We start from the raw sequence: 12,793 nt of genomic DNA on the forward strand, positions 1-12,793 counted from the left end.
CATGATTGAAATAATTTCCGCAAAGGTCGAGCGCTGGAAAGTCAACGGCGCGTTTGTCATCAGCCGAGGCGCAAAAACGGACGTCGATGTCGTCGTTTGCGAAGTGACCGACGGCGCCTATGTGGGCCGGGGCGAAGGCACGCCGATCTACTATGAGGGCGAAACGGCGGAGTTGTGCGCCGAATCTATTTTGATGCGGGGCAAGCAGCGACGGAAGATCACGCGCGAGGACCTCCTTGACAGCATGATGGAGGGCGCAGCGCGGAACGCGCTCGATTGTGCCTTGTGGGATTTGGAGGCGAAACAGGCGGGCAAACCAGTATGGCAACTGTCCGGGCTTCCACAGCCCAAGGCGCTTGTCACCGCCTTCACGATCAGCCTCGCCGACCCTGCCCAGATGGAAGCCGATGCGCGGGAAGCGGCAAAGACATACAAGCTGCTTAAATGCAAGCTCACTGGCGAAGGCGACCGGGAACGGGTAGCGGCGGTTCGTAAGGGCGCCCCGGATGTGCGGCTTATCGTTGATGCCAATGAAAGCTGGGACGATCTGGATATCGAGGCGGAAGCCCACGCCATGGCCGCATTCGGCGTGGAATTGATCGAACAACCGGTGTCGGCGGGCGAGGAGGATCTGTTGATCGGCCTCAAATCTCCCATTCCCTTCTGCGCCGATGAAAGCTGCCATACGCATGAGGACCTCGACCGTCTGGAGGGCTATCAGGCCGTCAATATCAAGCTCGACAAGGCCGGAGGCTTAACAGAGGCGATGTTGCTTGCGGAAAAGGCGCGGATGCGCGGGTTGGACATAATGGTCGGCTGCATGTTGGGCACGTCGCTGAGCATCGCTCCGGCCTTTCTGCTGGGGCAGAAGGCCAAATGGGTGGATCTGGACGGCGCGTTGTTATTGGCCAAGGATCGTCAGGGACGGCTTGGCCAGGAGGGTGGCTTGCTTCATCCCGGCACTCTTTGGGGCGACGGCGAATAGCGTTTTTTCGGTGTGCTGGCGGTCATTCGAGCGCGAACCGAATATTGGAACGGCTCATTTGCGCTAGATATTGTTTTAGAAACGTATATGTTGCGTACAAAGTCAGATCCAGGGACTGATCTGCCGTTGGAGAATGGGAGAGCACATCGAATGACTCAGTCTTTTCATATGCTGGTGGCGGGTCGCGCGGAAAGCGGCCGAGCTTCCTTCGATATTGTAAACCCTGCCTCAGGAGAGGCCTTTGCCAAATGCCCCCGTGCCGACGAAGCTCTTCTGAATGAAGCAGTTGAGGCAGCCAAAGCCGCATTCCCGGCTTGGTCGCGCAAGCCTATAGAGGAGCGGGCGGGGACCATAAACGCTCTTGCCGATCAACTGCAGTCGCGAGCGGAGGAGTTTGCCCGGTTGCTAACCCAGGAGCAGGGCAAGCCGCTGAATCAGGCGATGAATGAGGTAATGGGCAGTGTCTTCACGCTCAAAGCTTTCGCTTCCATGCGGCTTGAACCTAAAGTGCTGCGGCAGGAAGGCAGTTCCACCGTCGTTGAGCACCGTGCTCCGCTGGGCGTCGTCGCCGCGATCACGCCTTGGAACTTTCCCCTTATCCTGCTTATGAATAAGCTTGGTCCCGCGCTGCTTGCCGGAAACACCATGGTTGTGAAACCGGCCCCGACCACGCCGCTTACGTCATTGTTGTTCGGCGATATTTGCCGCGAGATCCTGCCAGCCGGCGTGGTGAACATCATTTGCGACGAGAACGATCTCGGCTCCGCCCTCACCAGCCATCCGGATGTGGCCAAGGTCGCGTTCACCGGATCCACCGCTACCGGCAAGAAGGTGATGCAGTCCGCGGCCGGGACGGTAAAGCGGGTCACCCTGGAATTGGGCGGAAACGACGCCGCTATCGTGCTTGACGATGTCGATCCGGTGGAGATCGCCGGCAAGGTTTTCCAGGGAGCGATGACCAATGCCGGCCAGATCTGCGTGGCCGTCAAGCGCGCCTATGTGCCGGAGTCCATCTATGATCCGTTCTGCGACGAACTAGCAAGGCTGGCCAACGCGGCCGTGGTGGACGACGGCGCGCGCCAGGGCGCGCAAATAGGCCCCGTTCAAAACCGTATGCAGTTTGAAAAGATCAAGGAATTCCTGGCTGATGCCCGGGAGAAGGGCAATGTCATCGCCGGGGGCGAAGCGCTGGACCGCCCAGGCTATTTCATTCCGCCTACGATCGTTCGCGATCTGCCGGAAGATGCCCGACTGGTGCAAGAGGAACAGTTCGGGCCGGTGCTGCCGGTGCTGTCCTATAGCGACATAGATGACGTTATCGCTCGGGCCAATGACTCCGAATATGGTCTTGCTGGCACCGTCTGGGGCCGGAATCTGGACAGAGCTATGGAAGTGGCGATGCAGATCGAATCCGGCACTGTTTGGGTCAACCAGCATCTGGCAATCGACCCCAATATTCCTTTCCGCGGCGCCAAGCAGTCCGGCTTCGGCGGCGAGTTGGGGCAGGAAGGCCTGCATGAATATACCCAGGCGCGGATCGTGAACGCCGTTGCGCTGGAACCAGCGCAATAATAATCCGGTGGCGGCGCCTTCCCTAACAACAGAGGAGGCGTCGTTGCGCTTTCACGAAAAGACCGTGCTTGTCATCGGCGGCAATAGTGGCATTGGGCAGGCGTCAGCGCGAGCCTTTGCCGGAGAAGGGGCAAATCTTTTCATCACCGGTCGGGATCAGCGGACGCTGGACGCGACAAAAACTGAAATCGGCGGTGCCTGTACGGCCTTCCGTGCCGACGTTTCCGATCCGGACAGCCTTGATCCGGTAATAGCGGCGATCAAGGAAAGGCACGGCACGCTTGACGCCCTTTTTGTCAATGCCGGCGTTGGAGGTTTTTCGCCCGCCCGTGAACTGACGCCTGAGCTTTGGGATCATATCAACGACATCAACTGCCGGGGCTGCTTCTTCGCGGCGCAAAAGGCGCTGCCGCTGATGACAAAGGGCGGATCGATCCTGTTCACCGGGTCCATCGGCAGCGTACTCGCCTTGCCAGGCAATACCGCCTATGCCGCCGCTAAAGCCGGACTACGAGCCGTCGCCAGGATCATGGCCAAGGAACTGGTGGATGACGGCATCCGGGTCAACATGATCAGTCCAGGCCCAATCGAGACACCCCTGATGAATCGGAATGCCGGCATGGACAGCATTGCCGTCGATGGTCTGCGCCAGACGATGATCGCGGCGGTTCCGATGAAGCGCATGGGCGAGGCCGATGAAGTAGCGCGCGCCGTTCTATTCCTGTCCTCCCAGGAGGCAAGCTTCATCACCGGCGTCGACCTTTTTGTCGACGGTGGTTGCGTGGAATTATAAAACGCTGATCCGTTAGCACCAAAGAATTGTGTGATCTTACAAGCCAGCACTTCCTTCTCGACCAGCCACTGCCCCAAGCAGATTTTTACCCCGCTATAGCGCTCAACATGTCAGCAGCAATTTCGAAGAACCACGGTCGAAACGCTTGCAAAGGCAAATGCAATTGCGCGAAGGCAGAAAGGCAAATGTTCGAGACGACTGCATCGTCATCGACGATACATGCCGAAGGAGGGAAAGATGCCAATGCAACGGTTCAAGAATAAGTCGGTGATTGTCACCGGTGGCGGATCGGGGATTGGTCGGGCCACGGCAATCGCGTTCGCACGGGAAGGCGCAGATGTGTTGGTAGCCGATATACGCGAAGATCGCGCCCTCGAAACGGCTGAATTCATCAAGAAAACGTCGGACAAGGTTCAAGCTTACAAGGTCGATGTAAGCGACGCCACCCAAGTCGAGGGCATGTTTGACAATGCGGTCTCGCATTTCGGAAAAGTTGATGTGTTTTTCAGCAACGCCGCCGTTATCGACAAAGGGGCTTCATGCAACGAAATCACGGATCAGTTGTGGCACAAGATTATCAACGTTAATCTCTCCGGCTGCTTCTATGGCGCTCGCGCCGCCCTTCCGCATCTCAGTCGGACGAAGGGCAACATTGTCATGACCGCATCGGTTGCCAGCCTCGGCGGCATGGCTGGCGGCGCGGCCTACACGGCGTCAAAATACGGTGTTGCGGGGCTGGTCAACCAACTCGCCTGCGAGGCAGCCGCCGCTGGTATACGGGTCAATGCAGTGGCCCCTGGGGGAGTCCGCACGAATATATTCGATGAAATGGAAAATGTTTCCCAAATGGAGGAAATGGTCAAGGCAGTCACGCCTCTGGGTCGATTTGCGGAACCAGAAGAGATAGCTGAGCCGGTGTTGTTCCTGGCTTCGGATGCCGCCAGCTTCATCACTGGCACGGTGCTTCGTGTCGACGGAGGCTGGCGCTCCAAATAGGAGCGGGCACACGGTACCGACTCTTGCCTGCCAATTTTCGGTAGTATATAGGTCCTATGTGCATGCTAAGGGGACTGAGGACAACGATATTAAGCGCAGCCGCCCTTCTACCGAACATCTAATTTCGGCGGCAGTGGGCTACCGGACTCCGGCACGGTCGAAGGCTTTCCCTTTGTTCGAACAAGAAACTGAGAAGAGAGATAATCATGGCTGATACGGGTTCATCTTCGGGCAAGATTCTGGTGACAGGTGCTTCGGGGGGCGTAGGAAGGTCCCTCGTTCGGCAATTGCTGGAGCGAGGATATGGGGTGCTTGGTTCAGCGCTGAACCAAGCCGATCTCGACAATGCAAAGGCCGAGGGCCTGGAGAATGCTGATTGGTTCGTCGCCGATTTTTCCAATGCTGAAACCGGCAGGGCCCAGGTGAGCCAGGCTCTTAATCGCAGCGGCGGCCCGCTCGTTGCCGTGGTTGGTTGCGCTGGCGTGAACCCTTGTGGTCCTTTGGAAACGACGCCGATTGAAGTGTTTCGCCGCGCAATGGAAATCAACGCGGTCGCCAATCTTGTGATCTACCAGCTATGCCTGCCCTATTTGAGAGAGAGCAAAGGTCGGTTCATCTTCGTCAGTTCGATGGCGGGCAAGGTCGCATTTCCGCTTCTAGGATATTACACGGCCTCGAAATATGCCTTGGAAGGACTGGCCGATGCCATGCGGCTCGAAGCTGGTCAGTGGGGCGTGTCCGTGTCGCTTGTCGAACCCGGCGCGATCGCCACAGACATGGTGCATGGTTTCGGTGCCCTGCTCGATTCTCGACTGGCCGAGTTGGATGAACAGGGGCGAGAAAATTATGGCGACTATTTTGCACAGCAAAAAGCCTTTTCGGCAGCCGCCGATGCGATAGCGCTTACGCCAGACGAGGTTGCCGCGACGATCGTCGGAGCGCTCGAGAGCAAAAATCCGGAAACACGCTATCCCCTTGGTGGAGCAGTGGATCTCCTTGAAAAACGGCGATTGTCATCGGATCGAGAGGTAGATGCGATGCTGAACCAGTTGCTTCCGGGATGTCGTGCCAACGCGTAAATGTTCGACTGACCTGGGGCATTGGCCTGGGTGACCGGTGTCAGCCGAGCAACGCCTCAAAATCCAGCGCGGAATAGGCTTCAGGAGTGATCCGCTCGCATGCCTTGAACAGGCGGGTGCGCAGCAATGTTGTGGTGCCGTCGGCATTGTGATCCTCCAGCAGCTTATCATTGCCTTTGCCGCCGATCAGCGTGGTGAGCAGCACGGCCCCTTTCTCCCGCGTGATCGGTTGATGAACCTCGACCGTCGTTTCAAAGGCGACATCGCCCTCGCGAAAGCATAGGTCATCGTAGAACCACTCACCCTCCAGCGTATAGGCCGTGGCCGTGCAATGGTGGCCATGTATGGGGGTCACCGTCCAAGGTGGCATTTTAAAGTTGAGGACAACGATATTATTCTCCTCATCCACCTGCAACACGCGGAAGAAGGTATTGGGTATCAACGCGTAAGGCAGCCAGGGCACGTCGTCCGATGGGATGCGCCGGACGGCATGCTCGTCGTGAATTTCTGTTGTAGAGGCGTTCATACTCATACTCCTCATCAGAACCGATAGGCGAGCGAGCCGCCGAAAGTGCGCGGCGCGGCTGCCGATCCGGCGACCCCGAATGCCGAAGTCGTCACATCCAGAAAATAGCGAGCCTTCGTTACATTGTTGACAAAAAGGCGAGCTTCCACGCCGGACTGCTCATTTTCGAATGACAGGCCCAAGGTCACGAAATGATAAGCCTTTTGTCGGCTGAGGCGCAGCGGCCCGCCCGCACCGGGCAACAAGTCATAGTCGCTCGTATAACGATCATTGGCAGTGATGGTGCCCTTCCATTCATCTGTGATCGGGAAACCATAATTCGCACCGACCGAAAAGGACAGTTCGGGTGCACGTGGTATTCGGCCGCCCGAAAGATCGGCCGTACCCGGGGCTAGGCCCACGTCATCGACGGGTGCTGGGCAGCCAGGATAGCCGGGCGATGCATCGGCCTTGGGGCAGTAGATCGCCGCCCCGGTATAGTGGCGGAAGCGTGCTCTTTCTACGAGGCCGCCGGCATGCAGCGTCAATGCGTCCGTAACCCGCAAGGAGGTGTTCATTTCCAGCCCGTATATGCGCGCGCTCGCGGCATTTTGGGCGCCGATGCCGCCCGTTGCGGCATTGACGTAGCTGACCTGGATATCCTTGTAGTCATAATAGAATGCGGCGGCGGAGAATTGAATGCGTCCATTAAGGCCATTCGCCTTCAACCCGGCCTCATAGCTGGTTAGCTCTTCCGGCCGCAGCGGGTCGAGCGGCGTGAAGGCCGGACTATTATAGCCGCCGCTCTTTACGCCCTTGCTGTAACTTGCATAAATCGTGCTGGTCGGGGTTTCGCGGGACAGCACGACGCGCGGTGTGAAGTTGCGGAATGTGATCTTCTGCTCCACGAACGGCACGGCGCCGAATGCGATGGTGCTGCCTGCATTGTTGATCGCCCGCAGCTTCTTGGTGTCGATGTTGTAACGGCCACCGACGGTCAGCTTAAGGGAATCCGAAAGCTTCAGATAGGCTTCGCCATAAGGGGAGATTGACGCGAGTTTCACCCGGGTGGTGCCGCCTGCATCCTGCAGCGGGCCGAATGCGCTTCCAAAAACGCGGATCAGCAGGCTGTCCTTGTCAAGTTCGCCGCTCAAGCCGGCAAGAAAGTTGAACGGTCCGTCAAAGCGGGTGCGGACATAGGCGTCTTCCGTCAAGGTCGTGCCAAATTCCTCGGCACGGCTGTTGTAGAGGTCGCCGCGCGCGAAATCCTGATCGACGAAGATGGCATAATGAAAATCGCGAACGCCCGTAACGCTGACAACGTCGAAACCGTCGCCTTCATATTTCAGGTTCAGTGTGCCGGCGAGATAATGAATGTCGGTCTTCCGCGTCTTCGTCTGATCGACCTTGTAGAAATCCGTCGGGGGAGTGGTGCCATACGCGGCGCAGGACACGCACAGAGGCGCCGTCACCAGCGTGCGGCGGGCCAGCGGATCGTTCAACTCCTTGTGATATTCCACCGAAGCGATCGCCGTTAGACGGCTGCCAGGTGTCCATTTGAGTTTCGCACGCACCGTGCCGGCATCGAAGCCACTTAGCCGATCGCCATTGGCGACATTGCGGGTATAGCCTGCAAGGTGGGTATATTTTCCAGCCACGCGCAGAGCCAGGTCACTGCTGATCGGGATGTTCAGCATGGCTTCACTGCCCAGACGTCCGAAATTCCCGGCTTCTATCCTGACCATCCCTTCGAAGCGCTGGGTGGGGTCGTTAGTGTTGACGAGCACGACCCCGCCGGTTGCGTTGCGGCCATAAAGCGATCCCTGCGGCCCGTTCAGCACCTCAATGCTCTTGAGGTCCACGACATCGACCGAAGCGCCGACCTGACGCTGGAGATAAACACCGTCGACATAAGTGCCGATACTCGATTCCAGGCCCGCATAGGCTGAGTTGGAACCAATGCCGCGGATATAGACCTGCGCCGACCCGCCGCTGTCATTATAGACGACCGAGGGCAGCAGAACCTGTGCATCGCGCACGCTTTGAACATGCAATCGCGCGAGCTCTCCTGCGTCGATTGAGCTGGCGGCGACCGGAGCCCGATCAAGCCGTTGGCCTGCCTTTGTGGCGGTGACAACGATCTCCTCCGGCTGCGCAGCCTGTTCAGGTGTTTCTTGCGCCATTGCCGGAACGATACCCAGCAGCATCAGGCTGCCCCCCAGGATATATTTCATTTGCCCCCTCTCCTCACTACGCGCAATATTTCGCTTGTTTTCAAGTGGCGGACGTGCTGGTTCACGAGGGCCTGAAAACCCATGAAAACGGCATGACCAATTTCGCCGTGACAATCGTGCGAGAGGCAATCAGAGGCAACTTTACAATCTAGGTCCTAGACGCCAAAAATAGTGCAGAACGCGCCAAGCAATCACCGAAGCGCATTTAGGGAGGAACAACTATGCTGGTTGCGCCCACGAAATTACGAGGCGATCTGCTTAGCCTGGCCGAACTGGGATTGGATCCCCGCGCATTCCTGAAGGATTCAGGCGTCAGCTTCGAGGCAATCCTAGCCCAGCAGCCTGTTTCGCACACTAAAATGGCGGAGCTGTACACCATCGTCGCGGAGAACGCTCCTGAGGACTTCGCAATCCTATGTGGCCGATCGATCAAGCTGCAATATCTGGGCTTGCTTGGCTACCGGCTAAGCAATTGTGGCACGGTCGGCGAGCTATTGGCGGACTGGGTCGAATATTGCGGCCATATCGGATATCCTTTGAGCGGCGCCTTCGAAGTCCTGGGCGACGAATGGCGCATGACGTTCCATGCTCGTTATCCGCTGCCGCTGAACGCGGAAAATTTCTGCGTGTCCTCCACTCTGGCCGGCTTTACGCAGTCAGTGTTCAACTTGAGCGGACATCGCATCCGGTTGCGCCGGATCGGGTTTCAAGGTCCCGAGCCGCGACGACAGGAGGCCTATGCGCAACTGGAGGCCGACGAGCTAATGTTCGACTGTCCCGTTCCCTTCGTCGAAGGGACACGGGCCGATCTGGATCGGCAGATTGCGGCGGCCGATGTCAATCTGCTTAGAATATGCGACGAGCTATGCCGTCAAAGCTGGAGCAGCTTCGAGGGATCACTTACAGATCGGCTGGGCGCTCTATTTCGTGCAGAAGGACCGCTCGACCTCTCTCGGGCCAGCAATTTACTCGGCATGAGTGTCCGCTCACTGCAGCGGCATCTCGCGGCCGAAGGCAATGGCTATCATGAAGTTCTGGACGATTACCGACATGTGCGGGCGTTGTATTTGCTTCGCCAAGGCAAGGCAAGCAAGGTGATCGCGCACGAGCTTGGCTTTGAAGACTGCGGCAGCTTCCGGCGGTCGTTCAGGCGCTGGACCGGAGCATCTGTCTCTGAATGGCTCAATGAACATTGAAGACCGACAACCCATTTTGGACAAGAAGTCCGCACCCTGAAGCAGCGTTTCGGAAATGCGCTCCAGGCGCCAAATCTCGACCGCGGGATCGCCCATCAAGGTTGACGCGACCATATCTATCGATAAACCTGGGTACTAAATCCAAGTAAAATAAGGGCACAGAATTGAGCGGCGAATCCACACCTGAACGGATACTCTCAACAGCCCTGAAGCTTTTTAACTGCAATGGCGTCGACAGGGTTCCTATTTACAAAATCGCATCGGACCTGGGGATAAGTCCGGGGAACCTGACCTACCATTTTGCGCGAAAGCAGGACATTCTCTACTCCTTGATCGACAGGCTGGAAGCGGAAGCAGCCGAAGTGCTTGCCAGTCCCCGAAACCCGGGCTCCAAAGAGTTGGCGCGATATGTCGTGAACTTGTTCAGCTTGATGTGGCGTTATCATTTCTTTTTCGAATCGCTCACCTATTTCACAGCGACCGATGCGCGCATCGCCGAAAGCTATCAGCGCATTATGAGAACCGCTATAAAAGGGTCCATACAGCGCATCGAAGATGCCATTGCCTGCGGCGATATTTCCCCGATGATTGCGCCCAACAGCCCGCGGGTCCTTGGCGAAAACATGTGGGCCGTCTGGGTAAACCGTCTTGGGACGGTGCGTTCAGGCTTTGATGAAGCCCGAGGCCGTGCTGCCGCTGTCTACGATTGCTGCATCCACCATATCAGTCTCGTTCAACCTTATGCCAGCCAAACCTATATTTCCCGCCTGCACGAGGCTGTCCGGGAAATATTGGACGCAGAGGCAAAGGCAGAGGCTTTGGTTTGACGCCATAAGGTGTCGGCTTCGTCTTCGTGAAAATATATTACCTAATCACGGTGCCGAGGAGTCGATGAGAATCGCACGCGAAGACAAGGAAAGACGCCACGCTGCCGCCGGCCGCATCTGCGGGAGGCGCTGCGCGCGTCGAACGGGTAAAGCCGAGCGTTTACTTACCTCGCAGCCGGCGCGCCAAGGGCGCTATGACACCGCCTGTTTCATAACGTCCGGCGCGATGCGGCATGCCTCACGATAGTCTTCCGGCGTGTCGATATCGAACGAGAGACCTTCGCGCTTAACGATGCTGGCCCGACCGCCGCTCGCGCGGAGATGGCGTGCCATGCTGTCCGTCCCGAAATGGAAGGCAAACCCCGCCGGGTCGACGAAGGCAAGCGCGTTGGTGCCACTGCCGTTGCGATCCGGCGCTATCGCACAGCCTGCCTTCTCGGCTTCCGCGAGCAAAACAGAAATGTCCGGCGGGTGAAGGAGCGGCAGGTCCGCATGTATTATCAGCATTGGCCGGCCCGGTCGACTGAGGGCCAGGGCGGTAAGCTCCGCGTTCAGACCGCGGCCTTCATCCAGAAAAAAGAGGCCTCCCCAGCCCGATGCAGGAACATCCGAGAGCAAGGCCACCTCATCGACCTCGACACAGGCGGCAAGGACATCGCGCACATGTTCGAACATGCGCTGACTGAACTTTCGCCGCTGATCGGGTGAGAGGATACCGGCAAGGCGGGTCTTGCGTTCGGCGGCTCCCTTGAAGGGAATTACCGCGGTCCAAATCATCGGCGCAGTCTTTGGGCGAGCGCCAGCACCGCCTCCGCAACCCTGCTGCGATCCGCGAGCGTGATCATCAATGTGTCCGCCGCACTCATTTCAATGCCGATATCCTCGGCCTCATCGCGTTCGTCGACAAGCATTCCGTCGATAATCCCGGCATAATGGTTGGCGATAGCGGCCGGCGAGACGGGAACACCCAGTTCGGCCATCATTTTCGCAGTGGGCCCCTTGACGGCCTTACCGCCGACAATCGGGGTGACCGCGACCACGGGTGCCGTTCGTTTTTCCAGGGCTGTGCGGATCTCGGGCACAGCGAGGATGGGATCGATGCTGAGATAGGGGTTGGACGGCGCGATCAAAATGGCGTCTGTGGCTGGATCAGTGATTGCCTCAACCACACCGGGTGCGGCCCGGGCCGCCGTGGCGCCATCGAACCGTATCGCGCTCACCGCCGGGACGCAACGGCGCTCGACGAAGTAGCGCTGGAACGGCAGATCGCCCTCGCCGGTGGTCACGACCGTGGAAACGGGATCGTTGCTCATGGGCAATATGTCCACCCCTACCCCCCAGGCACGTGCGAAGTCGGCGGTGATCTGGGAAAGGGTTTCGCCCCCGCGCAGCCGCATTGTGCGCAGCATGTGCAGGGCAAGGTCGCCATCGCCCAGCTGGAACCAGTCCTCCCCGCCCAGCGAGCGTAGCGCCGTCATGAAGCTCCAGCTTTCATCCTCGCGGCCCCAACCCTGAGCAACATTTGCCTTGCCTGACAGAGTGTAAAGCAGGGTGTCCACATCGGGCGAGATGTAGAGGCCCAGATGCTCGAAATCGTCGCCGGTATTCACAACTGCCGTGATCCGCTCGGGCGGCATGACCTGGTAGAGGCCAAGAACCAGTTTGGTCCCGCCAACGCCGCCGGTAAGGACTACAACCCGCCCCGTCATCGGAACAGATCCTCCTGCAAGGGCCGTACTAGCGCCGATGCGGGGCGTGCCCCTTCAGGCCAGCTCAATCCCCTCACGAGCGCCGCGGGCACCCCCTCTGCTCCCTCGCCCATCGCCAGCCCGGCGGCCGTAGCCACCATGTCGGCGAGCGCGATCTGGGTCACTTCGAGCGCCCGGCCGTCGCGGTCATGTTCGCCCCTTTTGTCGAGAAGTGCTGGCAGCCCGCTCGCCCCCAGCGCAACGCCGACGACGCCCATCCGCCAAGGGCGTCCGAAGCTATCTGAAATCACCACGGCGGGCGCCTGCGGGAACCGCGTCGACAAGCTTACCCTCAGGCGTTCGGCCGAGGCGTCTGAATCCTGTGGAAGCAGCAGGGCAAGATCGCCGTCCCGGCCGCCAATATTCGAGCGATCGACACCCGCATTGGCCATTATATGACCGCATCGGTGCTGCGTGATCAGCACATGGGGAACCGCCCGAAGCACGGCGCTAGATTCAGAGAGCACGACTTCGACCAGTCGCGGATCCTTGGCGGTGATTTCCGCCAGGCGAAGGGCTTCGGCCCCGGGCTCGACCTTCGCCAGATCGACAAAACGATCCTCAGACTTCGACACGATCTTCTGAGTTACGACTAGAATATCGCCCTCTTGGAAGGGCGCCAGGCCCAGGGCGATTATTCTGTCGGCGAGAAGGTCATCGAGCGAAGCATTTGGTTCAACTTCGTCAATTCCGGTCAGCGGATGGATTTGTATCATTGGGCAAATTGGCTCGACTTGCGGGGGTGCTTGAATTTGCCCGTTGCTATCACAGGTTGCCCGTAATCCGAATACCCGCGTCGCCTGCGTTGTAGTTTTTGTTGATGAAGATGAGGATGGAGGTGAGGGCTTCTGCGGCGGC

At 58.5% G+C, this 12,793-nt stretch carries 12 protein-coding genes and 1 pseudogene; 7 read left to right on the plus strand and 6 right to left on the minus strand.

Annotated features, from left to right (window positions below):
• Position 1 precedes the first annotated feature (1 nt).
• From dgcA to HNQ99_RS07180, 5 genes are all read left to right on the plus strand, one after another.
• Positions 2 to 985, plus strand: a complete 984-nt coding sequence (gene dgcA / locus HNQ99_RS07160; protein ID WP_184474942.1) for an N-acetyl-D-Glu racemase DgcA — start codon at positions 2 to 4, stop codon at positions 983 to 985.
• A gap of 150 nt (positions 986 to 1,135) precedes the next feature.
• Entirely contained in the window at positions 1,136 to 2,557 is a 1,422-nt protein-coding gene (locus tag HNQ99_RS07165; protein WP_184474943.1) for an aldehyde dehydrogenase family protein, read from the plus strand.
• Positions 2,558 to 2,600: 43 nt separating this feature from the next.
• Positions 2,601 to 3,350, plus strand: coding sequence for an SDR family NAD(P)-dependent oxidoreductase (locus HNQ99_RS07170; RefSeq protein WP_184474944.1), 750 nt, complete (start codon positions 2,601 to 2,603; stop codon positions 3,348 to 3,350).
• A gap of 243 nt (positions 3,351 to 3,593) precedes the next feature.
• On the plus strand, positions 3,594 to 4,346 hold the full coding sequence (locus tag HNQ99_RS07175; RefSeq protein WP_184474945.1) for an SDR family NAD(P)-dependent oxidoreductase: 753 nt from the start codon (positions 3,594 to 3,596) through the stop codon (positions 4,344 to 4,346).
• Between the two features lie 206 nt (positions 4,347 to 4,552).
• On the plus strand, positions 4,553 to 5,425 hold the full coding sequence (locus tag HNQ99_RS07180; RefSeq protein WP_184474946.1) for an SDR family NAD(P)-dependent oxidoreductase: 873 nt from the start codon (positions 4,553 to 4,555) through the stop codon (positions 5,423 to 5,425).
• Between the two features lie 40 nt (positions 5,426 to 5,465).
• Here the strand turns inward: HNQ99_RS07180 and HNQ99_RS07185 are convergent, their stop codons facing one another.
• Positions 5,466 to 5,951 (minus strand): cupin domain-containing protein, encoded by a 486-nt coding sequence (locus HNQ99_RS07185; RefSeq protein WP_184474947.1) that lies wholly within the window; start codon positions 5,949 to 5,951, stop codon positions 5,466 to 5,468.
• A gap of 14 nt (positions 5,952 to 5,965) precedes the next feature.
• Positions 5,966 to 8,164 carry a TonB-dependent receptor gene (locus HNQ99_RS07190; protein WP_184474948.1) on the minus strand — a complete coding sequence of 733 codons (2,199 nt, stop codon included), beginning with the start codon at positions 8,162 to 8,164 and terminating at the stop codon, positions 5,966 to 5,968.
• A 221-nt stretch (positions 8,165 to 8,385) separates the two neighbouring features.
• On the opposite strand from HNQ99_RS07190, the gene HNQ99_RS07195 reads away from it, so the two are divergent.
• Together HNQ99_RS07195 and HNQ99_RS07200 are read left to right on the plus strand one after the other, a co-directional pair.
• Positions 8,386 to 9,360: an AraC family transcriptional regulator gene (locus tag HNQ99_RS07195; protein ID WP_184474949.1), complete on the plus strand. Its 975-nt coding sequence runs from the start codon at positions 8,386 to 8,388 to the stop codon at positions 9,358 to 9,360.
• Between the two features lie 164 nt (positions 9,361 to 9,524).
• Positions 9,525 to 10,187: a TetR/AcrR family transcriptional regulator gene (locus HNQ99_RS07200; protein ID WP_184474950.1), complete on the plus strand. Its 663-nt coding sequence runs from the start codon at positions 9,525 to 9,527 to the stop codon at positions 10,185 to 10,187.
• Positions 10,188 to 10,379: 192 nt separating this feature from the next.
• Here the strand turns inward: HNQ99_RS07200 and cofC are convergent, their stop codons facing one another.
• The 4 genes and pseudogenes from cofC to HNQ99_RS16615 form a co-directional block, all read right to left on the minus strand.
• A complete protein-coding gene (gene cofC, locus HNQ99_RS07205) occupies positions 10,380 to 10,964 on the minus strand; it encodes a 2-phospho-L-lactate guanylyltransferase (RefSeq protein ID WP_184474951.1) in 585 nt (194 codons plus the stop codon).
• Positions 10,961 to 11,896: a 2-phospho-L-lactate transferase gene (gene cofD, locus HNQ99_RS07210; protein WP_184474952.1), complete on the minus strand. Its 936-nt coding sequence runs from the start codon at positions 11,894 to 11,896 to the stop codon at positions 10,961 to 10,963. The genes cofC and cofD overlap by 4 nt, the downstream gene beginning before the upstream one ends.
• Positions 11,893 to 12,651 (minus strand): coenzyme F420-0:L-glutamate ligase, encoded by a 759-nt coding sequence (gene cofE / locus HNQ99_RS07215; RefSeq protein ID WP_184474953.1) that lies wholly within the window; start codon positions 12,649 to 12,651, stop codon positions 11,893 to 11,895. The genes cofD and cofE overlap by 4 nt, the downstream gene beginning before the upstream one ends.
• Before the next feature lie 49 nt (positions 12,652 to 12,700).
• Positions 12,701 to 12,793 (minus strand): annotated as a pseudogene (locus tag HNQ99_RS16615) (NADPH-dependent F420 reductase); the annotation flags it as partial.

The sequence above is a fragment of the Rhizorhapis suberifaciens genome, from assembly GCF_014200045.1.
Taxonomy (GTDB): Bacteria; Pseudomonadota; Alphaproteobacteria; order Sphingomonadales; family Sphingomonadaceae; genus Rhizorhapis; species Rhizorhapis suberifaciens.